We start from the raw sequence: 20,513 nt of genomic DNA on the forward strand, positions 1-20,513 counted from the left end.
CGTCGATGCAGGCTGCATCGGCGTACCGTCGGATGCTCAGACGGGATTGGGGTCTCCCTTATGCCAGATGGTCAGGTTATCGATAGATCCGTGCATTAAACTTTCCACTTCGATGTAATGGAGCAGGTGACCTTGCGGGGCCTGAAAATTCACCCAGGTCCGACTTTTCACCCAGCGCTCCTCAAGCAATACATCACCCTCGCCGATGAACCTGAAGGTCGCACCCTCGCCGGTTGTCGCGTAGGCAAACCGGATGCGGCTGCACTTCCACTTGAGCAGTAAGCGTGCTCGCCGCAATTGTTCTAGTGCGCCTGCGCAGCACAGCGCCAACGCCTGCCCCTTGAGCATTTCCGGAAAGTTTTCGGAGGGTGTTCGCACGACATGGAGCCCGATGCCCGTGTGAGAGTCTCGAGGCAGTTCGAGCTTTAAAAAACGTGTGTCGATAGTACTGCCAGGTCTGAGAAACTCCTTTTTTGGATAGCTTTCAAAGTCGTCGAACGCCTCAATTTCAGTCACCCGTAGCTTGGCCGTGGTGTGAAGCAGCTCATGGCCGTTTTCCGGCAAGAGGGAGACCGAAGGATCTACCGGCGGTGTACCGGGTGCACCGTCGAACGTCACGGCCACATTCAAGGTGACGGAGGAATAGTCCTCACAACCGGCCAGCCAGGTGCGCGAGAGCTCCAGTTCAAATTCACCTCCAGACTCGGCTTCCTGAGTTGTCACGACGTGGTTTTCCACTACCCACGCGAAACGGTAGTTGCCAATCAGGTGTTCATTGCCTACAGCCAGGATCCACAAGCGCTGTCCGGCGGCAATGAGGGGCCACTTGGGCAGGGCGATCCGGGCATTGCCGGGAAACCAACGCATGTCCAGCCACCAATCGCCTTCAACCAATTCCAGATCACAAAATTCAGGTGCTGGCAGGTCCTCAGGTTCAATCATTTCGACCGTCAGTTCCAGTCGGTAAGACTCTTGCGTCTGATCGTCCAGTGTCGCGGTGTACCAAACGGGAATGGTTTTACCGACACAGGCACCGATGACTGACGCATCGATCGGAATCCCCACACTGCCACTGGCACGGCCATCGACAACCGGCAGTGTTGGCCTGCTTGCCCCTGATGGCCTGTCCCAATGCAATTGAATCCTGTGTCTTTTGCTCATGCCTTCAAAGGCAACGGTGACCTTGGTGCCATTCATGGCATCCAGGGGATAGAGCAGATTCTCACTGGTTGCGTACTTGACTTTGGGGTACGGCAATTGCGGCGACTTTTTTTTAGCCACGGTAACCACTCCTGTCGCTACATCGGCGATTTTGGCAGTGGTTAGGTATGCACTCGAAACAGGGTGGCGGCTACTGTCAGAGTTGACAGTTTTACTGGCGAAAAAAGGTGATTCCGATCGATGGCTCCGAGCGCCTGCCCGCGATGGCGCTTATACAAACGCATACATTCTGGCGATTGACTGCGACCGGTCAGCCACTCAGTCTTCCGGTTCAATTTTTCCCGCGGAGACAGTCGATGCCCTTCGTAACTATAGATGGACAAGCCCTTCACTATATCGATCAAGGCACCGGCCCGGCGGTGCTGCTGGCCGGCAGTTACCTGTGGGACCAGGGCATGTGGGCGCCGCAGATTGCCGCGCTGGCGCAACAGTATCGTGTGATAGCCCTGGACCTGTGGGGGCACGGTCAATCCGGGCCGTTGCCTGTCGGCACTGAATCGCTGGATGACCTGGCGCGTCAGGCATTGGTCTTGCTCGATCATCTGGACATCGAGCGGGTCACCCTGGTCGGCTTGTCGGTCGGCGGCATGTGGGGCGTGCGTCTGGCGCTATCGGCAGCGCACCGGCTCAATGGCCTGGTGTTGATGGACACCTACCTCGGCGTCGAACCGGAACCGACTCGCCAGTATTACTTTTCACTGTTGAAGCAGATCGAAGAGGCGGGTGTCATCACTCCAGCGCTGCTGGATATCATAGTGCCGATCTTCTTTCGCCCCGGTATCGACCCGCAATCGGCGCTGTATCGGAACTTCCGTGCTGCGTTGGCTGCCTTGCCCGCCGATCGCCTGCGTGAAAGCATCGTGCCGATGGGGCGCATTACCTTTGGTCGTGATGACTGTATGAACCGGCTGGGCGAGCTGGACGCTGCCAGCACTCTGGTGATGTGCGGTGATCAGGACATTCCGCGTCCGCCGGAGGAAGCCCGTGAAATGGCTGAGTTGATCGGCTGCCCGTGGGTGCTGGTGCCGGAGGCGGGGCATATTTCCAGTCTGGAGAATCCGCAGTTTGTCACCCAGGCGCTGCTGGAGTTTTTGGCTGAGCGCAATCCGGCGTAGGGTTTTCGAAAAAAGATCGCAGCCCTGCAGGAGCTGCCGAAGGCTGCGATCTTTTGATCCTGCTTACTTCGGCCCGAGAATCTTCACCAGCTTGTCCGGCGAAGGCGCGCCTTGCTGTTGTTGCAGATTACCCTTGTCGTCCATGTAGAAAATCGCCGGGGTCGCCTGCAACTCCAGCTCTTCCATCAATTGCATGTTGGCCGCGAACTTTGCCTGAATCGCTGGCGGCACTTCCTTCAAGGCCTTGAGCGAGCTGCCCTTGCCGGCGGCTTCGTGATCCTGCAGGGCTTTTTCCGGGTCTTTGGCGGCAAGCAGTGCGGCGGATTTTCCCGGGCTGTCTTCGCGGATGATGCCCACCATGATGTGGCGCAACTGCACCTTGCCGGCCTTGACCCACGGCCGGGCCTGTTCCCAGAACATATTGCAGTACGGGCAGTTCGGGTCACTGAACAGGTACACCACGCGCGGCGCATCCTTCTTGCCGTCACCGATCCAGTTGCTGGTTTCGAACTTGGCCCAGACTTCCTTGGCCATCGGCGCGTACACCAGTTTTTGCAATGGCGCGCTGCTCAGGTCATTGCCCTCGGCGTCGTACAGGTTGCCCAGCAGCACGTGTTTACCGTCCGGTGTCAGGTACAGCGCCATGCCGCGGCCCTGATATTGCGCGGCATACCCGCGCAAGCCGTCAGGGGCGTCGAACTGGCCGACGATTTTCGCGCCCTTGGCCTCGATTTTCCTGATCGCATCGGGCAACTCTTCGGCCTGCACCGATGGCAGGTGCAATAGGGCAGCACCGAGGCTCAGGGTCAGCAGGTGGCAGAGGCGGGGCATGGCAGTTTCCTTGAAGAGGTGGCGGGTACGGTGTCGAAGTTTTCCAGTGCGCGAGCCAGGCTGGCGTTTGACAGCTCACCCAGATGGCTGCCCAGCAGGCGACCTTCGGGGCTGTAGAACAGCGTAGTCGGTAATGCCATGGACCCGACGGCCTGGCTCAGTCGCCCGCCGCCGTCGAACAGCACGTTGGACAGGCTCAGGCCCTGGGTTTCCAGAAAGGTCGCGACGCTTTGCATGCTTTCCGCCTGGTTGACGAACAGGAACGTCAGGTCCGGACGTTGTTGCTGGGCGCTTTCCAGCACCGGCATTTCCCGGCGGCACGGCGGGCACCAGGTGGCCCAGAGATTGATCACCAACGGGCCGCCCTTGTAGTCGGCCAGTTGCACGGTTTCGCCAGCGGCGTTGCGCAGGGCGATTTCCGGCAGGCGTGTGCCTTGTTCATAAATCGACAGGGAGAACGTTGCCAACAACCAGAACGCCAGGCCGCTGGCCGCGCCAAAGCCCAGTGGGCGGCGCAGACCCGGGCGACGCCAGCCGCGATACAGCGTGGCGAGCAGCACGACAATCACCCCCGGCCAGGCGAGAAAACCGCCATCGCGCAGGTCGATGATCTGCCACGGATCATTGCGGTAGTGCGCCCAATAGACCGCCACGAAACTGATCCGGGCCGCCAGCATGCCCAGCAGAAACAGGCTGAACAGCGCGGACTCGGGGTTTTCTCCGCCACGCTTGGCCACCCGCCAGCCGACAAAAGTGGCCAGCGCCAACGCGCTGATCAGCAGCAGGTGATTGAGCGCGATGGCAAAGGTGCCGAGGGTGAAGGTCAGCATCAACGGGCGTCTCGGGTGGTAATCCAGCGTTGCAGGAAGGTATCGGCATCGACCTCGCCGGTGATGCGCTGGCTGCGCCGTTCTTCACCGTCAGCGCCAATCCACAGCAGGCTCGGTGGTCCTGGCACTTTGTAACGGCCGAGCAACTCGCGGCTGGCGGCATTGTCGGCGGTGACGTCCAGGCGGAGCAAGCGTACATCGCTCAAGGCTTCAAGCACTTGGGGTTTGCCAAACACCTGCTTCTCCATGACTTTGCACGACACGCACCAGTCGGCGTAGTAATCCAGCAGCACCCACTGGCCCTGAGCCTGCGCCACATCGAGCTCCCTTTGCAGCGCAACCGGGTCCTTGATCGTAGTGAAGGCGTCGTGGCCGGTGGGCATGGCAGCGACGGCGGAATTGGAGGCGCGGAAGACCTGTAACGGCTTGAGCAGATCATCACTGCCGCCGGCCGCACCGATCATCAACAGACTGCCCCACAAGCCGAGCAGCAACGAGCTGGCACCGAACAGTTGAGCAATGCGACCGAAGCCATCCGACTGTTTCCAGGCACTGTACGCCGCAATCAACAACAACGCCCCGCACAGGCCGACCCATAACGACTCATCCAGCACCGGGCGCAACATCAGCAACGCCGTGGCGAGGAACAGGAAGCCGAAAATGCCTTTGACCAGGTTCATCCACGCGCCCGGCTTGGGCATGAAGCGATTGCCAACGGTCACCAGCAACAGTAGCGGCACACCGATGCCGATGCCCAGGGCGAACAGAATCAATCCGCCATGCAACGCGTTACCGCTTTGCGCGATGTACAGCAGCGCGCCGGCCAGTGGGGCGGTCATGCACGGGCCGACCAACAACCCCGACAACGCACCCAGCACACCCGCGCCGACCAGGCTTCCGCCGCGCTGATTACGCGAAACGTTTTCCAGTCGATCCCGCACGGCCACTGGCAGTTGCAGCTCGAAGTAGCCGAACATCGGCAGCGCCAGCAACACGAAAATCGCCGCGAAACTGCCCAGTAGCCAGGGATTCTGCAACCAGGCTTGCAGGTTCGCCCCCAGGGAGGCGGCCAGGACACCCATCGCTGCATATACCAGCGCCATGCTGACCACGTAACTGCCGGCCAGGGCGAAACCACGCTTGGGCGAGGCGCCGCTGCCAACGATCAGCCCGGCCAGAATCGGCAGCATCGGCAGCGAGCAAGGGGTGAAGGCCAGCAGCAGGCCCAGACCGAAGAACACCAGCAGGCTCCAGCCCAGCGCCCGTTGTTGCAGGCCGCTGGCCAGCGCCTGGTCCGGTGCTTCGTTGGCCGCGCCCTGCAAATTGGTATTGCCCAGGTCCACGATCCTGGTTTGCGGTGGGTAACACAAACCGGCATCGGCACAACCCTGGTAACTGACCTTGACCTGGCCGCTGGCACCCGCCGGTATCTTCAGTTCCAGACCCTGGCGGTAGACTTGTTGTTCACCGAAAAACTCGTCGCTGTGGGCTTCACCTTCCGGCAGCGCAGGATGCTGCCCGACAGGCAATCCGTCGAACTTCAAGCGTTTCTGGTACAGGTAGTAGCCGTCGGTGATCTGCCAATAGAGCTGGGTTTCACCGGATTCCAGGCGTTCAGAGGTAAAGGTGAAGGCTTTATCAACCGGGAGAAATTCAGGTTTGGTGTCGAACGGATTGGTTCCCGCCTGGGCCAGGCCCGCGATCAAAAGGGTAAACAGTAAAAACAGACGATGCATGGATAAGCCTTTGCCCGGTACGAGTGAGGTGCACAGTGGCGTGTGGCGATTAACCGATGATTAACCGTCCCGGTCTTGTGGCGAAGGCCTCTGCGGCATAATGTCGGCTTAATCGGTCAAAGGCTTAATCAGCTTTATTTCTACGAGGCTCCCCATGCACGTACTGGTTTGCGAAGACGATGAGCTGATCGCCAGCGGCATCGTCGCCGGCCTGACCGCCCAGGGCCTGACCGTGGAGCACGTGGCCACGGCGTCCGCTGCCCGGGCGATGCTCAAGGTGGCCGAGTTCGACGTGATGGTGCTCGACCTCGGTTTGCCGGACGAAGACGGCCTCAAGCTGCTGCAGCAATTGCGCCATCAGGGCCTGGAGTTGCCGGTTTTGATCCTCACCGCGCGGGATTCGGTCACCGACCGCGTCGATGGCCTGCAAGCCGGTGCCGATGATTACCTGCTCAAACCCTTCGACCTGCGCGAACTCGCTGCGCGCCTGCACACGCTGTTGCGACGGGTGGCGGGGCGCAGCGTCAACCTGATCGAACACGGCGCCCTGACCTACGACCCGAGCAGCCGCGAAGCCACACTCGCTGGCCAGCCGGTGGACCTCTCGCGTCGCGAGCAGTCGTTGCTGCAAGCCTTGTTGCATAACCGTGGCCGAGTGCTGTCCACCGAGCAACTGAAGGACAGCGTCTACGGTTTCAACGACGAGCTGGAAAGCAACGCCCTCAACGTCCATATCCATCACCTGCGGCGCAAGCTCGGCAATGGCATTGTCGAGACCGTGCGCGGCCTGGGTTATCGCCTGGGGCCGGCTGATGGCGGAGAAGAATCGAAGTGATGAGTCTGCGTTTGCGCCTGAGCCTGACGCTCGGCGCCGCATTTGCCTTGATCTGGGCCCTGGCCGCGGCCTGGATGCTCAGCGATTTGCGCAATCAAATGATGTTTTCCCTCGACCAGCGCCTGGTGGCGTCGGCACGCATGGTCGCCGGCCTGATGGAGCAACTGCCGCCCGTGCCGAGCAAGGGCGAGGGCACCCACTTCAGCGCCGAACAACTGAACATACCGGGTGGCATGGCGTGCCAGGTCAGCTCGCTGCGCGGTGAAATCCTTGCCCGCAGCCACACCGATCCGCAGCAGACGCTGGAGGCCGAGAAGCTGGGTTTTCACGATCAGATGATCGACGGCGCGCCGTGGCGCAGTTTCACACTGGCCCGGGGCGATCTGCGCATCACCACCGCCGACCGGCAGATCGAGCGCGAGGCGTTGAACATGTCGATCCTGCTGGCCGCTTCGGTACCGGTGGGCGTGGCGCTGCTCGGTTGCCTGTGCCTGCTCTGGCTGGGCATCGGCCAGGGGCTGGCGCCGCTCAACCGCATGCGCGACGCCTTGATGCGCCGCAGCGCCGACTCCCTGGAACCCTTGCAGATCCAGCCCTTGCCCAGTGAGCTGCAACCCTTGCTGGAAACCCAGAACCAGTTGCTCCAGCGCATCGGCAAGACCATCGAGCGCGAACGTCGCCTGACCGGTGACGCGGCCCACGAGTTGCGCAGCCCGCTGACCGCCATCAAGACCCACCTGCAAGTGGCGCGCATGACCGACGGTAGCGCCCGGGACCAATCCCTGGCGCGCGCCGAAGAAGGGGCGGATCGCATGCACCGTACCCTCGAGCAATTGCTGTTGCTGGCGCGGGTCGAGGGCAGCCTGTCGTTTGACGACGGTGTGCAGTGCAACGCCGAGCAAGTGGCAAAACTGGCGATCCAGGATGCGGCGAGCGGCGATCGCCAGCGCATCAGGTTTCAGGCGCCGGGCAAGGTCTCCGCTGCGCCAGTACAAATGCCCGCCGTGCTGTCGATCGCCGCGCTGCGCAACTTGCTCGACAACGCACTGCGCCACACTCCCGCCGACAAAGCGGTGGAGTTGAGCCTGGAAACCACCGGCAATCGTGTGCAGTTCGTGGTGCGCGACCATGGGCCGGGGATTGCCGAAGAGGATTTGCAACACTTGACCCAACGCTTCTGGCGCAACGGCCATAGCACGGGTTGCGGCCTGGGGCTGGCGATTGTCCAGGCCATCGTTCAGCGTTGCGGTTGCACGCTGCATTTCGATAGTCGACCGGACGGCTTGCGGGTCGAGCTGACGATGCCGCTGCAACCTGCCTGAAAAACACCACAAAACCCTGTGGGAGCGGGCTTGCTCGCGAAGAGGCCATTACATTCAACATCAATGTCGACTGTAACGCCGCCTTCGCGAGCAAGCCCGCTCCCACAAAGGATCAGATGTATCTTCTCTCCATCCGCCTAAATCCTCACCCCGCTGATGCGTTTCCAGAACAGGAAAACCGTATTGAGGGGTCGAGAGATGTCAGTCGCTACCAGCCTTATCGAAGATCAGCCGGCCCGGGTCGCTCCGACGTCTGCCGAGACGCTTTATCAATTCAACGAATCACCGCTGCTGGCCCGCCAGAGCCAGCAGGAATCAAACGCCCGCAGCTATCCGCGACGCATTCCCCTGGCGCTCAAGCGCGCCAAGGGTATTTACGTCGAAGACGTCGAGGGCCGCACGTTCATCGACTGCCTGGCCGGTGCCGGGACCCTGGCCCTGGGGCACAACCACCCGGTGGTGATTCAGGCCATCCAGCAAGTGCTGACCGATGAACTGCCGCTGCACACCCTGGACCTGACCACCCCGGTCAAGGATCAGTTCGTCCAGGACCTGTTCGGCCTGCTGCCGCCTGCCCTGGCTGCTGAAGCGAAGATCCAGTTCTGCGGTCCCACGGGCACCGACGCCGTGGAGGCCGCCCTGAAGCTGGTGCGTACCGCCACTGGCCGCAGCACCGTGATCTCGTTCCAGGGCGGGTATCACGGCATGAGCCAGGGCGCGTTGAGCCTGATGGGCAGCCTCGGGCCGAAGAAGCCGCTGGGCGCCTTGCTCGGCAGCGGCGTGCAGTTCATGCCGTACCCTTACGATTACCGCTGCCCGTTCGGGCTGGGCGGTGCGCAAGGGGTGAAAGCCAACCTGAGTTATCTGGAAAACCTGCTCAACGACCCCGAGGCCGGGGTGCAATTACCGGCGGCGGTGATCGTGGAAGTGGTGCAGGGCGAGGGCGGGGTGATCCCGGCCGACCTGGACTGGTTGCGCGGTGTGCGGCGGATCACCGAAAAGGCGGGCGTCGCCCTGATCGTCGATGAAATCCAGAGCGGATTCGCCCGTACCGGCAAGATGTTTGCCTTTGAGCACGCCGGGATCATTCCCGATGTCGTGGTGATGTCCAAGGCCATCGGCGGTAGCCTGCCGCTGGCGGTGGTGGTCTACCGCGAGTGGCTCGACACCTGGCTGCCGGGTGCCCACGCCGGGACCTTCCGTGGCAACCAGATGGCCATGGCCGCCGGTTCCGCGGTGATGCGTTATCTGGTCGAACACAAGGTCTGCGAGTATGCCGCCGCCATGGGCGAGCGCCTGGCCGAGCACCTGCGCATCCTGCAACGGGACTTCCCGCAACTGGGAGATATTCGTGGGCGTGGCTTGATGCTCGGTGTCGAACTGGTCGATCCGACGGGCGCACTGGATGCCCAAGGCCACCCGCCGGTCTTCGCCCGCCTGGCCCCCCTGGTACAGCGCGAATGCCTCAAGCGAGGCTTGATCCTGGAACTCGGTGGCCGCCATGGCGCGGTGGTGCGCTTCTTGCCGCCACTGGTGATCAGCGCTGCGGAAATCGATCAGGTAGCCGGGATTTTCGGCCGGGCCCTGGCTGCTGCCACCCGCGATCAGTAAATTTTTCGCGCCGCGCAACGTTCCTTCTACATAACGGCTGCGCACACGGCGCAGCCCGCCCAACATCGATGGAGAGACAGCATGACTTCAGTATTCGACCGCGAGGACATCCTCTTTCAGGTCGTGGTCAACCATGAAGAGCAATACTCGATCTGGCCCGATTACAAAGCTGTGCCGCAGGGCTGGCGCACCGTGGGCAAAAGCGGGCTGAAAAAGGAATGCCTGGCCTATATCGAAGAGTCCTGGACCGACATGCGTCCGTTGAGCCTGCGCCAGAAGATGGATGAGCAGGCGGCTGAGAAGACCGCTTGAATCAGCGGGCTTCCTGGTAAAAGATCGCAGCCTTCGGCAGCTCCTACAGGATGCGCATCCTGTAGGAGCTGCCGAAGGCTGCGATCTTTTGATCTTAGGCCGAAGGCCCGTTGCTCAACCCCTTGATCACCCTGTCCACATTCCCCTCCAGTTCACCCACCGGGTCTTCAGCATCGGTACTCAATACCACCAACCGACTCCCGGCCTCGGTAATCGCGGCTTTCACCGTCTCCGAAGGCTGTCGGTGATGCAACACCACCGCCACATCATTGTCCTTGAGCATCGCGCTCAACGCCTTGAGCGCTTCCGGTGTCCATTGCGCATCCGGTCGCGCATCCAGCCCTACCAGCTCCAGATTGAGCCCACCGATCAGGTAGCCGAAATGATCGCTGAGGCTCATCACACTGAGGTTATCGGCCGTCGCCAGCCGCGCTTCGCTATCAGCACTGAGCTTGAGCAAGCGTTGCTTGAGGGCTGCCAGGTTGGCATCGATTTTCGGCTTGGCCTCGGGAGCCAGGCGTACCAGGTCCGCCGCCATCACGTCGGCCATGCGGCCCATGTTGTTGCTGGAAAACCACGGCTGGCTGTTGAGACCGTCGACCCTGTTGCCCGGCTGCACGGCGATGCCGGGCAGGGCGCCATCCACCGGGCGGGCGGCATCGACTTCGACGATACGGATATTGCTGCGCCGGGAGATCGGGTACAGCGGGTCATCCGGCCATAGTGAACGCAGGCCGATCACCGCATCGGCATCCTTCGCCAACTGGGCTAGCGCCGGAGCACCTCGGCCGGTGAAGTAGGCGGTCTGGCGGCTGCCGGGCAGATTGGCCGGCGCGGCGCGTTCGAGGCTGACATCGGTGCCTTTGAGCAGCACTTCACCTAGACCATAAGTGATCGGCAAAGAGGCCAGCACGCGCAGCGGTTTGCCGTTGTTTGCGGCGAAGGTCGTGGCGGCTACCCCGCACAGGGCCACCGCGAGGGTCAGTTGGCGCAGAGAAAAAATCATTTATCCAAGGTTCCCTTTCAGGCTGGGGACGATGCCGCGTGCAATGGCGGCCAGGGCGAAGGCGATACCGGCCACGAGGATGATCGCGGCGCCGGATGGAATCGGCAGGTCGAAGACGATCGGCGCGAGAATCCCGCACAGTGTGCTGACGGTGGCGATCAGCACCGAACACCAGAAAAAGCCCTTCAGCGATTGGCTGAGCAAACGCGCCGCCGCTGCCGGAATCACCAGCAGCGCGCCGACCAGAATCGCACCGATGACCTTCACCGCGGCGACGGTGATCAGCGTCACCAGAATCACGAACAGATAATCCAGGGCCTTCACCGCCACCCCGCGCACCGCCGCCAGTTGCGGATTGAAGCTGGCGAGCATGATGCGGTTGTACAAAGGCAAAGCCAGGGCCATCACCAGCGAACCGACGATGGCCAGTACCAGCAAGTCATTGCCGTTGACCGTCAGCACCGAACCGAAGAGCACGTTTTCCAGGATGTGCACGTTGATTTTGCCCGCCAGAATCAACAGCAGGCTGGCGCCCAAGGCGAGCGACACCGAGAGGAACACGCCGATCAAGGTGTCCGGCGCCAGGCCGGTGCGGTTGCGCAGGTAGTTGAGCAGAATGCCGAACAGCAGGCAGTAGCCGAACAGGCTGCCGTAGGGGCCGGTGTAGGGTTCGCCGAGCAAAATGCCGATGGCCACGCCGGTCAACGCGGCATGGCCGACGGCTTCGGAGAAAAACGCGAAGCGCTTGACCACCACCAGCGTACCCAGGCCGCCCAGCACCGGGCCGATCAGCAGGCCGGCGAGCAGCGCATTGACCACAAATCCATAGGCCAGCGCCTCGGGCAGATAACCCGACGATGCCCAACCCTGGACCATCAGGCGAAAAGCTTCGTAACTCATCAGGCAAGGCTCCGTGGGTGAGTCGAGAACAGCGTCAGCAGGCGCTCCGGCGTCAGTGCCTGTTGCGGCGTGGCGTCAAACAACACGCGGCGATTGAGGCCGGTGACGTGATCGGCCAGGCGCCCGACCGCTTCCAGGTCGTGCTCGATCCACAGCACGGTGATGCCCGCCGCTCGCCAGTCGCCGAGCAGGCGTTCGAACACCCGGATCCCGGCCTCATCGAGGGCCGACATCGGCTCGTCGAGCACCAGCAATTGCGGAGGCGGAATCAGCCCTTGGGCCAGCAACACCCGCTGGCGTTCGCCGCCGGACAATGCGCCCATGCGGCGCTTGCGCTTGTCCTGCATGCCGACCCGTTCAAGGGCCTCGCCAATCGCCGCCGCGTAATGTTTGCTCAAGCCGAGAAAGGCCGGGCGACGCTGGCACATGGCGGCCATGAAATCGTCGACGGTCATCGGCAACCCCCGGTCGAACTCCAGCGCCTGTGGCACATAGCCAATGGTCCCCGGCTCGGCCGACCACTGCAGGCTCAAGCGGCCCTGATGCGGCATTTGCCCGAGCAGGGTCTTGATCAGCGAACTCTTGCCGCCGCCGTTGGGGCCGACCAGCGCATGCACGCTCCCGGGACGGACCTGGAAGGTCACCTTGTCGAGGATCGTCGTGCGCCCGAGGGTCAGGCTGACGTCGGCGAACTCCAGAGTCGGTCCCAAAACCTGTGGGAGCGAGCTTGCTCGCGATAGCGGTGTGTCATTCAACGATGATGCTGACTGACCGGACGCCTTCGCGAGCAGGCTCGCTCCCACAGGGGACTCTGTATCGGCCAGGATGGTTTCTTTCGATGTCATGCCCCTGACTCCTGAATCGCCCGCACGACGGTGTCGAGGTTGCCGGTCATTTCCTTTTCGTACTTGTCGGCGGTGTATTCGCCGTAGGAAATATGCGACAGCGGATACAGCTTCACGCCGGATTCGCGCTGGATGGTGTCGACGTAAGTGGAGGGAAAATCCATCTCCGAGAAGATCACCTTCACGTCCAGCTCACGCAGCTGGTCGATGGTCTTTTTCAACTGGCTCGGGCTCGGCTCGATGCCGTGGGCCGGCTCGACCACGGCTGTCACTTCCAGGCCGAACTCGCGTAGCAGGTAGTCGTAGGCAGCGTGCACCGTGGCCACGCGCAACTCGGCGTTCGGCGCCTGGGTCAGTTTGGCCAGGGCATCGGCGCGCATCTTGCGCAGGCGCTTGCCGTAGGCGCGGGCGTTCTCGGTGTAGGTTTTGGCATTGGCCGGGTCGAGCTTGCCCAGCTCCCGGGCGATGTTGTTGACCTGGGCGATCGAGGCGCTGATCGACAGGAAGGTATGCGGGTTCACCACTTTGCCGGCACCCCGGGCGGCAACACCGGTGGCGGCGAGCAGCGGCACGTTTTCATTGGCTTCGATCACCGGCACGTTCGGGGTTTCGCTGGCGGCGATCATGCGGTCGGCGAAATCATCATGGCCTACGCCGTTGAGCACGATCACGTCCAGCCCGCTGATGCGCTTGATGTCTTCAGCGCGGGGTTCGTAGGCATGCGGGTTGAAACCGGCCGGAATCAGCGGTACCACTTCGGCCTTGTCGCCGACGATGTTCGCCACGTAGCTGTAATAAGGGTGCAGGGTGATGCCGATGCGCAGGTGCTTGGCTGCCTCGGCACTGGCGAGGGATGGCAGCAGGCAGGCCAGCAGGCCGATCAGCAGCACACGCAAGATAGAACGTTGAGATGAAATGGACATGGGAAAGCGGTCTTCTCTCGGGTGAGGGCGAGGGTTCAATGCCGGTGCTGGCGGGTCACGCCGGCATCGAATTGCGCGACGATCTGTTGCCAGCCGGCGCTTTCGAGCGCGCTGTCGCTGAGGTCGGCCGGAGCGGTGAGCGTGCCGGCGCGGTTGAGCCAGATGTCCGGAGCGTCATCGGTGGCGGTCAGGCGCATCAGGAATGAACCGGCGACCGTCGGCGTCTGGCTCTGGCCGAAGTAGGCCTTGGCGTTGAGCAATTGCCAGTCATGGCTGCCACGGCTGACGGAGCTGGCATCCCGGGCAAACGGGGCAAAACCCTCGTCGGCGAGGGCCTCGGGAGTCGGCAGGGTTTGCTGTTCCTGGCGCAGCAAATGAATCTCGTCCAGGGTCACCCGCAAATCGGCGTAGATGCCTTGCTCGGCAGCGCTGAGATCGCGGCGTGCATCCAGTTGGTGGCTGTTGACGCTGCTCACCTCATGGGATTCCCCGCGCCAGAGCACCACCGAACCTGCGACCGCAAGGATCATCAGGCACAGCAGCAGGACGTAGAGGGTTTCGTGGCCGGCACCCGCCGGGCGCACGACTTGGGTCGTTGAAGTATTCATGGCGCCTGGATGTCCGCCTGGTCGATTTCCACTACGTGACCGGGGCCCGCGTCGAACAGCACATAGAACTCGGCGCCGGGTTTCTTGAACGTCAGGGTCGAATCGGCTCCGAGTTTGCCAGGCACCAGAATGGTTTCGTCGTAGCCGATCACATCGAGGGTCACGCCCGGTGCGCCACTGCCGTCGGAAAAACCGCCGGTGCATTTGATCTGCTCGGCGTCGATGGCCTTGCATTCGCACATCGGGTTGTGGGCCAGGGCACTGGTGCTGAAGCCGGCGCAGAGCAGCAGCAATAGAGTGTTGAGTGAACGAAGCGGGTTGATCATGGTTTGCCTCCTTGTTTGTTCAGCCAGGCGATGGTGGCGGGGGAGGCCTGGCTCAAAGGAATGGATGCCTGATGCATGGCGCCGTCCCAGCCTTCCATGGTGATCCACAGCTCGGCGTCGGCCGTGGTCTTTTCCGGGACGGGCAGTGAAGCGCCCATGCGGTACGGCGTGCCGAAGAAAATCACGCCGGCGGCGCGCAGGCTGCGGGGTTTGCCGATGCGCAGGTAGGTGGCCTTGACCTGTCCGATACAGGCCTCGCACAGGGCTGCGTTGAAACCCTTCATGTAGCCGGCCGGGCCATCGAGCGTGGGGGCGGCGTTGCGCAACTCCGCCAGGCGCAGGCTCCAGGGGCCGACCTGGACTTCGCCGACTTCGCGTTCGCCCAGGCCACTGTCGCCACGCATCAATGCTTCATCTGCGAAGTACTTGGGCATGAAACCGAGCGGAATCAGCAGCAACAGGACGTTCAGGTGAAAGCGCCATTTGTGCCAGAACACGCTCAGGCGCGAGGGTGGTGAGACCGCAATGTCTTTGCTCACAGGTTGGCCTCCGATGTTTCCTTGCGGGTGGCCGGTTGCGCCGTGGCGCCGCGCGGTGTCCTGTTGCTGCGCTTGAAGGCATTGGCCGTGGCCAGTGCCGTACGCTTGGTCCAGATCAGCAAGCCGCTGAGCACCATCATGCTCAGCAACAGGCCGAAGAACGCCCAGATCAGCTTGATCCACAGGCCACCGAAGTCGCCGGTGTGCAGCGGGCGCATGGACTCGGTGACGAACTCCAGGGTCGAACGGTCCGAAATCAGGCGCGAGGCGGCGATTTCGCCGGTGTACGGGTTGAGGGTCGCGGTCTGGAACATCAGTGGATACCAACCACGTCCCCCGACATCCAGATGGCTGTAGGCATTGCCCGGCAGGCTGACGAAGCTGGCTTCCAGCCCGGAGATCTTCTGCGTGGCGATTTCAATCGCGCGATCAAGGTCGATGCGCGGCGGGGGCGACCCGTCGGGCGACAGCGGTACCGCTTCGCGGGACATCGCCGGAATGATCTTTTCCGTGGAGATGGAAATCTGGTTGTCGAACAGCAATGCCTGGATCAGGAACCAGGTGCCGGTGATGGAAATCACCGTGATGAACCAAATCGACCAGATGCCGCTCAAGCGATGGAAGTCGCCCCAGAAAATCCGCGCACCGTGGCGAATCCGCAGGGTCGGGCGGAAAAAGCCTTTCCAGAAGCGTTTGTAGACCACCAGCCCGGTGACCAGCGAAGCCAGCAGCGGCAAGCCGAGAAACGACACCAGGTACCAGCCCCAGCTGTAGCCGTTGGTGAACGGCACCAGCCACCAGCCGTGCAGCGCCCGGGTGAAGGCGCGGAAGTTGAACTCCGGCGCGACGCCCTGGATCACGCCGCTGTATGGATTGACATAAATCACCACCGAGCGTCCGTCGGGATAGCTGACTTCGACATCCAGCGCGAAGTGCGACTCGTCGGGCCGACTGATGCTCTGCACCACGGTCTGCGGTTCGGCCTTGTTGATGGCCTCGATGACCTGCTGATAGCTGAGCAGCGGTGCATCGTCCGAAGGCTGGCTGGCGCGCATGGGCGGGTTGGCCAGCCAGACGATTTCCTGGCTGATCACCGCCAGGGTGCCGGTCACGCAGACGATCAGCACGAAAAACCAGATCGGCAGCGCCAGCCAGCTATGGACCAGGAACCAGATTTTTGAACGGGATTTCTTTGACATATTGAAGGTCTTGCCTGGATGAGAGGCCGCTCGGCTGCGGGCTTCGCAGGGATGAGCGCCCTGAAGGTCCAGTCGTGGCTTTTGCCTACGCGACAGGACTGCATCTAGATAAGACGGATGAGCAAAGGAAATCCCGAAAGGGGAAGTGAAAGAAAATGTTTCTCGATAGGCAGAAAGGCAGAGCATTCCGCGCACAGCCGGCCGCAGGATTCACATTCACTGAAGATCAAACGGTGGGAGCGGGCTTGCTCGCGAAGGGGACGGCACACTCAATGTCAATGTTGCCTGACACACCGCCTTCGCGAGCAAGCCCGCTCCCACAGAGTCCGAGCGAGCCTGCTCGCGAAGATTTCAACCCTGCTGAAACATTTCCTTCGCCCGTTGTTCAATCTGTTCCTGAGTCAGGTTTTCCTTGCGCGTCGCCAGGAACCACAGATGCCCGTAGGGATCTTTCAAGGTCCCCGAGCGATCGCCGTAAAACTGATCCTTGACCTCGGATACAACGGTGGCACCGGCATTGATGGCCTGTTTGTAGGACTTGTCGACATCCGTCACATACAAATGCAGACCCACGGACGGCGAATTGTCCGGATTGCTCAGCGGTCCTTGATCGCACGGTGTGCCCAGCATGATCGGGCAATCGCCGATGCGCAGTTCGGCGTGACCGATGCCACCATCGGGCATGGCCAGGCGCATGACCTCAATGGCGCCGAAGGCTTTCTTGTAGAAATCGATGGCTTCGGCAGCTTTGTGGATGCCCAGATAGGGGGTGATGCTGTGATACCCCTCCGGAATGGGTTTGACACTCATGATGGATCTCCCTGTTCTTGTTCTGTGAGTGGAAAGTACCTGCTTCGTTGTACAGCCGAATAAATATAGGCCAGCCGCTTTCGCCTCACCGAACGCCCGACGAGCAGCAACGCCATACAAGTGCCATCAGGTCGGCTCCAACCAGTGCGCTCCCGGCCCGCGCTCCCCCAGCACATCACCTGCGTTGCGCAGTGGACAGGCCTCCATCGACAGGCAACCACAACCGATGCAGCCGTTCAGCCGATCGCGCAGCAGGGTCAGTTGGTTGATGCGCTCATCCAGATCCCGGCTCCATTGCGCCGACAGGATTTTCCAGTCCGCCGCCGTCGGCGCCCGGTTGTCGGGTAGCGACTTGAGCGCTTCGCCGATCTCCGCCAAAGGAATCCCCAGGCGCTGGGCAACCTTGATCAATGCCACCCGTCGCAGCACTTCCCTGGGGTAGCGGCGCTGGTTGCCCTGATTGCGGTTGCTCTTGATCAGCCCTTTGGACTCATAGAAATGCAGCGCCGTGACCGCCACACCGCTACGTGCCGCGACCTGGCCGACGGTGAGTTCCTTATGCAGGTTTTCCGGGGTGATCATTTAAAAATTGCCTCTTGACCTCTAGTTAGCTAGAGGTTTTACCCTGCACGCCTTCGGATCGCAAGATTCGCCTTCCTGTGAGTGGGGGACATTTCATGCAAGCCTCAGCGAAGAATCGCAGCTTTACCCAGCTGATCGAGTTCCAGATCGAGCCGCATCAACAACCCGCGCTGGTGTTGGCCTTGTCGGCACAGACCGAACATCTGGCCCGACACCACCGCGGCTTTCTCAGTGCCAGCATCCAGGCCAGTGACGATGGCCGGCGCGTACTCAACTATCTGCAATGGCAAACCCGCGAAGCAGGGGAGGCCGCGTTCCAGGCCTTTGAAAACGGCGAACAGGATTTCTGGCAGTTGATCCGCATCCATCAGGCGAAGTCAGTGACCTTCGGATCGTTCCAGGTGCTGCACAGCCTGGAGCGCAGTCACGACAACGCACTGCATTGCAGTCTGGTGGGCGAGTGTTGATAAGGACAATGATCGCCATTTCCTGATAGCCACTATTGAAAGCGTTGATTTCTGCTACCCGGGAGGCGCGGGTAGCCTGTGTTCATTGCCTCGAACCCAGTCGCCAGGACGCCAGAAATGAAACCGATGATCGCCACTTTGCTGATGCTCGCCGTCTCCGTACTCGCCGGATGTGCCAGCCATGTTTCCCCGGAGCTTCGGCCTTACACGGCTGAAGAAAGCAAAGAACTGGCGCTGGAGGCGCTGAACCGTCGCGGATTGTCCTTCGACGAATACCACGCGAAGAAAGCCGAATTGCTCGGCCAGCCGCAAAAGTCGTTCAGCTACGACAACCAGGGGGAAATGAACGCCGGGCGATCTGTACAGCTTCACGGTCGTCCAAGCTGAGGCAAAACTGTACCGCTCCAAGTTTCGCGTAACTGTCCATGGGTTTCGCCCAAGGTGTGCGATAGGGTCAACACCTGACCGACCCTGACGGACTGCCACCCATGACGCTCTCACTCGACCTGCTGCTGGGCTTTGCCCTGTTCGCCCTCGTCACTTCGATCACACCCGGTCCGAACAACACCATGTTGCTGGCTTCCGGGGTGAACTTCGGCTTCAACCGCACGATTCCGCACATGCTCGGCATCACTTGTGGCTTCTTTGTACTGGTGGTGGCGGTCGGTTTCGGCCTTGGCGCGGTATTCCAGGCCTACCCTTTGCTCTACACCGTGCTGCGTTACGTGGGGGCGGCGTATCTGCTGTATCTGGCGTGGAAAATCGCTCATTCCGGGCCCATGTCGGAGAGTCAGCAGAGCGAGGCGAAACCGATCAGTTATCTGGGCGCCGCCGCGTTCCAGTGGGTCAACCCCAAGGCCTGGATCATGGCCATTGGCGCCATCAGCACCTACACACCGATGCAGGGTTACTTCGTTAATGTGATCGTGATAGCGGCCGTTTTTGCCATCATCAACCTGCCGAGTGTCGGTGTCTGGGCCGCTTGCGGCACGCTGTTGCGCAACGTTCTGAAGGATCGCCGCTGGCTGCGTCTGTTCAATTGGGGCATGGCCGCGCTGCTCGTGGGGTCGTTATATCCGCTGTTGCTCGAAAGCTTTAGCTGACGCATTGCTTCAACCGGTTGCCCGATGCCTGTTAAGCTGACTTTTCAGGAGCGTTCCTACGCACTTTTAAATGAAGTAGTCCTTCTTTAACGGCATCCGATCAGGTATTGGTAACGTTCTGAAAACAGCGCGCAGCTCACAAGGCTGCGCTTTGCCGTTTACAGTCACGAGCTTCCTGATCCCGGAACACGCTCTGCGAGTCTTTTATGAACAAACGTCCGTTGTATTTCGATTACGCCGCCACCACGCCGGTGGATGAGCGGGTCATCAAGGTGATGGTCGAGTGTCTGGGCTTTACCGGCAATTTCGGCAACCCGGCCTCCAGCTCCCACGTCTTCGGCCAACAGGCCCGGCAATCGGTTGAGCAGGCGCGACGCCAGGTCGCCGAACTGGTCGGCGCGACACCTGAACAGATCGTCTGGACCTCAGGCGCGACCGAATCCAACAACCTCGCGCTCAAAGGCGTAGCCCAGGGCCGTGGCACTGGCGGTGGCCATATCATCACCAGCCAGATCGAACACAAGGCCATTCTCGATACCGCCAGGCAACTGCAGGATGCCGGTGTCGCCGTGACGTACCTGGTGCCGGATGCCGATGGGCTGATCACCGCGCAAGCGGTCAGCGAAGCCATGCGCGAGGACACTTTCCTGGTGTCGCTGATGCTGGTCAACAATGAACTGGGGACGCTCAACGATATTCCCGCCATCGGTCAGGTGGTGCGTGAACGCGGGGCGTTGTTCCATGTCGACGCCGCACAGGGCGCGGGCAAAGTGGCGATCGACCTCGGGCAGTGGCCGGTGGACCTGATGTCGTTTTCCGCGCATAAACTGTACGGCCCCAAAGGCATCGGTGCGTTGTACGTCGGTCCGCGTGCCCAACAACGATTGCAGGCGCAGATCCATGGCGGCGGGCATGAGGGCGGATTGCGTTCGGGCACCCTGGCGACCCATCAGATCGTGGCCATGGGCTTGGCCTTTGCACTGGCGGCCGCTGCGTTCGATGAAGAGAAAGCCACCATCGTGCGATTGCGTGAACGCTTGCTCGAGCAATTGCAGGGCATTCCCGGTGTGCGTCTCAACGGCAGCCCGACCCGGCGCATTCCCCATACCCTGAGCCTGACCTTCGCAGAAGGCGAGTTCAATCCGGCGGCGTTGCTGTCCTCGATCGCGTTTTCCGCGACCTCGGCCTGCAATTCCGCGAGCAATACCCCATCCCATGTGCTGCTGGCCCTGGGGCATGATGCCCGCTCGGCCAGCCGCACCATCCGCTTGAGCCTCGGGCGTTTCACCACTGAGCAGGATATCGACCAGGCGGTTCAACTGATCAAGGCAGCCTGCGCCAGTGCTCCGGCATTCTGGCAATAGGGCGACGAAGCGCCGACGTTGATCGGCA

At 61.6% G+C, this 20,513-nt stretch carries 23 protein-coding genes; 9 read left to right on the forward strand and 14 right to left on the reverse strand.

The features are described from left to right. Window positions 1–36: 36 nt before the first annotated feature. Window positions 37–1,281 (reverse strand): hypothetical protein, encoded by a 1,245-nt coding sequence (locus tag KW838_RS15440; protein WP_218501494.1) that lies wholly within the window; start codon window positions 1,279–1,281, stop codon window positions 37–39. Window positions 1,282–1,517: 236 nt separating this feature from the next. Between KW838_RS15440 and KW838_RS15445 the strand changes: the two genes are divergently transcribed. Beyond that, a complete protein-coding gene (locus KW838_RS15445) occupies window positions 1,518–2,336 on the forward strand; it encodes an alpha/beta fold hydrolase (protein WP_218501495.1) in 819 nt (272 codons plus the stop codon). A 63-nt stretch (window positions 2,337–2,399) separates the two neighbouring features. Here the strand turns inward: KW838_RS15445 and dsbG are convergent, their stop codons facing one another. Genes dsbG through dsbD form a run of 3 tightly spaced genes read right to left on the reverse strand, consistent with a single transcriptional unit; the run spans window position 2,400 to window position 5,733 of the window. After that, window positions 2,400–3,167, reverse strand: a complete 768-nt coding sequence (dsbG, locus tag KW838_RS15450; RefSeq protein WP_218501496.1) for a thiol:disulfide interchange protein DsbG — start codon at window positions 3,165–3,167, stop codon at window positions 2,400–2,402. Beyond that, window positions 3,143–3,997, reverse strand: coding sequence for a TlpA disulfide reductase family protein (locus tag KW838_RS15455; RefSeq protein WP_095968100.1), 855 nt, complete (start codon window positions 3,995–3,997; stop codon window positions 3,143–3,145). The genes dsbG and KW838_RS15455 overlap by 25 nt, the downstream gene beginning before the upstream one ends. Next, the gene (gene dsbD / locus KW838_RS15460) at window positions 3,997–5,733 is read right to left on the reverse strand and encodes a protein-disulfide reductase DsbD (protein WP_218501498.1); all 1,737 of its coding nucleotides are present in this window, start codon (window positions 5,731–5,733) and stop codon (window positions 3,997–3,999) included. The genes KW838_RS15455 and dsbD overlap by 1 nt, the downstream gene beginning before the upstream one ends. A gap of 154 nt (window positions 5,734–5,887) precedes the next feature. Here dsbD and KW838_RS15465 point away from each other — a divergent pair, with 154 nt between their 5' ends. The 4 genes from KW838_RS15465 (at window position 5,888) to KW838_RS15480 (ending at window position 9,813) form a co-directional block, all read left to right on the forward strand. After that, window positions 5,888–6,568 carry a response regulator gene (locus tag KW838_RS15465; RefSeq protein WP_007973435.1) on the forward strand — a complete coding sequence of 227 codons (681 nt, stop codon included), beginning with the start codon at window positions 5,888–5,890 and terminating at the stop codon, window positions 6,566–6,568. Continuing rightward, window positions 6,565–7,890, forward strand: coding sequence for an ATP-binding protein (locus tag KW838_RS15470; protein ID WP_218501500.1), 1,326 nt, complete (start codon window positions 6,565–6,567; stop codon window positions 7,888–7,890). Before KW838_RS15465 ends, KW838_RS15470 begins: the two co-directional genes overlap by 4 nt. Before the next feature lie 198 nt (window positions 7,891–8,088). After that, complete coding sequence (locus KW838_RS15475) at window positions 8,089–9,501, forward strand: aspartate aminotransferase family protein (protein ID WP_218501501.1); 1,413 nt, start codon at window positions 8,089–8,091, stop codon at window positions 9,499–9,501. 81 nt (window positions 9,502–9,582) lie between these two features. After that, window positions 9,583–9,813, forward strand: a complete 231-nt coding sequence (locus tag KW838_RS15480; RefSeq protein ID WP_218501502.1) for an MbtH family protein — start codon at window positions 9,583–9,585, stop codon at window positions 9,811–9,813. Window positions 9,814–9,907: 94 nt separating this feature from the next. On the opposite strand, the gene KW838_RS15485 is transcribed toward KW838_RS15480, so the two are convergent. From KW838_RS15485 to soxR, 10 genes are all read right to left on the reverse strand, one after another. Beyond that, window positions 9,908–10,819 carry a metal ABC transporter solute-binding protein, Zn/Mn family gene (locus tag KW838_RS15485; protein ID WP_218501511.1) on the reverse strand — a complete coding sequence of 304 codons (912 nt, stop codon included), beginning with the start codon at window positions 10,817–10,819 and terminating at the stop codon, window positions 9,908–9,910. Then, window positions 10,820–11,719: a metal ABC transporter permease gene (locus tag KW838_RS15490; RefSeq protein ID WP_095968106.1), complete on the reverse strand. Its 900-nt coding sequence runs from the start codon at window positions 11,717–11,719 to the stop codon at window positions 10,820–10,822. Beyond that, entirely contained in the window at window positions 11,719–12,564 is an 846-nt protein-coding gene (locus KW838_RS15495) for a metal ABC transporter ATP-binding protein (RefSeq protein ID WP_256358851.1), read from the reverse strand. The genes KW838_RS15490 and KW838_RS15495 overlap by 1 nt, the downstream gene beginning before the upstream one ends. Continuing rightward, window positions 12,561–13,487: a metal ABC transporter substrate-binding protein gene (locus KW838_RS15500; protein WP_218501513.1), complete on the reverse strand. Its 927-nt coding sequence runs from the start codon at window positions 13,485–13,487 to the stop codon at window positions 12,561–12,563. Before KW838_RS15500 ends, KW838_RS15495 begins: the two co-directional genes overlap by 4 nt. Before the next feature lie 35 nt (window positions 13,488–13,522). Next, complete coding sequence (locus KW838_RS15505; RefSeq protein WP_218501515.1) at window positions 13,523–14,095, reverse strand: DUF6162 family protein; 573 nt, start codon at window positions 14,093–14,095, stop codon at window positions 13,523–13,525. Beyond that, a complete protein-coding gene (locus KW838_RS15510) occupies window positions 14,092–14,421 on the reverse strand; it encodes a hypothetical protein (RefSeq protein WP_218501517.1) in 330 nt (109 codons plus the stop codon). The genes KW838_RS15505 and KW838_RS15510 overlap by 4 nt, the downstream gene beginning before the upstream one ends. Beyond that, the gene (locus KW838_RS15515; protein WP_218501519.1) at window positions 14,418–14,960 is read right to left on the reverse strand and encodes a thiamine pyrophosphate-binding protein; all 543 of its coding nucleotides are present in this window, start codon (window positions 14,958–14,960) and stop codon (window positions 14,418–14,420) included. The genes KW838_RS15510 and KW838_RS15515 overlap by 4 nt, the downstream gene beginning before the upstream one ends. After that, a complete protein-coding gene (locus KW838_RS15520; RefSeq protein WP_218501521.1) occupies window positions 14,957–16,159 on the reverse strand; it encodes a PepSY domain-containing protein in 1,203 nt (400 codons plus the stop codon). The genes KW838_RS15515 and KW838_RS15520 overlap by 4 nt, the downstream gene beginning before the upstream one ends. Before the next feature lie 351 nt (window positions 16,160–16,510). Next, window positions 16,511–16,969 (reverse strand): VOC family protein, encoded by a 459-nt coding sequence (locus KW838_RS15525; RefSeq protein WP_102700854.1) that lies wholly within the window; start codon window positions 16,967–16,969, stop codon window positions 16,511–16,513. Between the two features lie 126 nt (window positions 16,970–17,095). After that, window positions 17,096–17,551, reverse strand: coding sequence for a redox-sensitive transcriptional activator SoxR (gene soxR / locus KW838_RS15530; RefSeq protein ID WP_104448868.1), 456 nt, complete (start codon window positions 17,549–17,551; stop codon window positions 17,096–17,098). Between the two features lie 95 nt (window positions 17,552–17,646). Here soxR and KW838_RS15535 point away from each other — a divergent pair, with 95 nt between their 5' ends. The 4 genes from KW838_RS15535 to KW838_RS15550 all read left to right on the forward strand — a co-directional run bounded on the left by KW838_RS15535 (window position 17,647) and on the right by KW838_RS15550 (window position 20,485). Then, entirely contained in the window at window positions 17,647–18,018 is a 372-nt protein-coding gene (locus tag KW838_RS15535) for an antibiotic biosynthesis monooxygenase (protein ID WP_218501523.1), read from the forward strand. 117 nt (window positions 18,019–18,135) lie between these two features. After that, window positions 18,136–18,405, forward strand: a complete 270-nt coding sequence (locus KW838_RS15540; protein ID WP_007973410.1) for a hypothetical protein — start codon at window positions 18,136–18,138, stop codon at window positions 18,403–18,405. A 101-nt stretch (window positions 18,406–18,506) separates the two neighbouring features. Continuing rightward, entirely contained in the window at window positions 18,507–19,121 is a 615-nt protein-coding gene (locus KW838_RS15545) for a LysE family translocator (protein ID WP_218501525.1), read from the forward strand. Between the two features lie 206 nt (window positions 19,122–19,327). Further along, on the forward strand, window positions 19,328–20,485 hold the full coding sequence (locus KW838_RS15550; RefSeq protein ID WP_218501527.1) for a cysteine desulfurase family protein: 1,158 nt from the start codon (window positions 19,328–19,330) through the stop codon (window positions 20,483–20,485). Window positions 20,486–20,513 lie beyond the last annotated feature (28 nt).

The sequence above is a fragment of the Pseudomonas sp. PDM27 genome (genome assembly GCF_019219205.1).
GTDB classification, from domain to species: Bacteria; Pseudomonadota; Gammaproteobacteria; order Pseudomonadales; family Pseudomonadaceae; genus Aquipseudomonas; species Aquipseudomonas laurylsulfatiphila.

What these genes read in the sequence shown, in the direction of transcription:
- KW838_RS15445 (WP_218501495.1), top strand. Translation starts at nt 1,518, where the DNA reads ATGCCCTTCGTAACTATAGATGGACAAGCCCTTCACTATATCGATCAA.
- dsbG (WP_218501496.1), bottom strand. Translation starts at nt 3,167, where the DNA reads ATGCCCCGCCTCTGCCACCTGCTGACCCTGAGCCTCGGTGCTGCCCTA.
- KW838_RS15455 (WP_095968100.1), bottom strand. Translation starts at nt 3,997, where the DNA reads ATGCTGACCTTCACCCTCGGCACCTTTGCCATCGCGCTCAATCACCTG.
- dsbD (WP_218501498.1), bottom strand. Translation starts at nt 5,733, where the DNA reads ATGCATCGTCTGTTTTTACTGTTTACCCTTTTGATCGCGGGCCTGGCC.
- KW838_RS15465 (WP_007973435.1), top strand. Translation starts at nt 5,888, where the DNA reads ATGCACGTACTGGTTTGCGAAGACGATGAGCTGATCGCCAGCGGCATC.
- KW838_RS15475 (WP_218501501.1), top strand. Translation starts at nt 8,089, where the DNA reads ATGTCAGTCGCTACCAGCCTTATCGAAGATCAGCCGGCCCGGGTCGCT.
- KW838_RS15480 (WP_218501502.1), top strand. Translation starts at nt 9,583, where the DNA reads ATGACTTCAGTATTCGACCGCGAGGACATCCTCTTTCAGGTCGTGGTC.
- KW838_RS15485 (WP_218501511.1), bottom strand. Translation starts at nt 10,819, where the DNA reads ATGATTTTTTCTCTGCGCCAACTGACCCTCGCGGTGGCCCTGTGCGGG.
- KW838_RS15490 (WP_095968106.1), bottom strand. Translation starts at nt 11,719, where the DNA reads ATGAGTTACGAAGCTTTTCGCCTGATGGTCCAGGGTTGGGCATCGTCG.
- KW838_RS15495 (WP_256358851.1), bottom strand. Translation starts at nt 12,564, where the DNA reads ATGACATCGAAAGAAACCATCCTGGCCGATACAGAGTCCCCTGTGGGA.
- KW838_RS15500 (WP_218501513.1), bottom strand. Translation starts at nt 13,487, where the DNA reads ATGTCCATTTCATCTCAACGTTCTATCTTGCGTGTGCTGCTGATCGGC.
- KW838_RS15505 (WP_218501515.1), bottom strand. Translation starts at nt 14,095, where the DNA reads ATGAATACTTCAACGACCCAAGTCGTGCGCCCGGCGGGTGCCGGCCAC.
- KW838_RS15510 (WP_218501517.1), bottom strand. Translation starts at nt 14,421, where the DNA reads ATGATCAACCCGCTTCGTTCACTCAACACTCTATTGCTGCTGCTCTGC.
- KW838_RS15520 (WP_218501521.1), bottom strand. Translation starts at nt 16,159, where the DNA reads ATGTCAAAGAAATCCCGTTCAAAAATCTGGTTCCTGGTCCATAGCTGG.
- KW838_RS15525 (WP_102700854.1), bottom strand. Translation starts at nt 16,969, where the DNA reads ATGAGTGTCAAACCCATTCCGGAGGGGTATCACAGCATCACCCCCTAT.
- soxR (WP_104448868.1), bottom strand. Translation starts at nt 17,551, where the DNA reads ATGATCACCCCGGAAAACCTGCATAAGGAACTCACCGTCGGCCAGGTC.
- KW838_RS15535 (WP_218501523.1), top strand. Translation starts at nt 17,647, where the DNA reads ATGCAAGCCTCAGCGAAGAATCGCAGCTTTACCCAGCTGATCGAGTTC.
- KW838_RS15540 (WP_007973410.1), top strand. Translation starts at nt 18,136, where the DNA reads ATGAAACCGATGATCGCCACTTTGCTGATGCTCGCCGTCTCCGTACTC.
- KW838_RS15545 (WP_218501525.1), top strand. Translation starts at nt 18,507, where the DNA reads ATGACGCTCTCACTCGACCTGCTGCTGGGCTTTGCCCTGTTCGCCCTC.
- KW838_RS15550 (WP_218501527.1), top strand. Translation starts at nt 19,328, where the DNA reads ATGAACAAACGTCCGTTGTATTTCGATTACGCCGCCACCACGCCGGTG.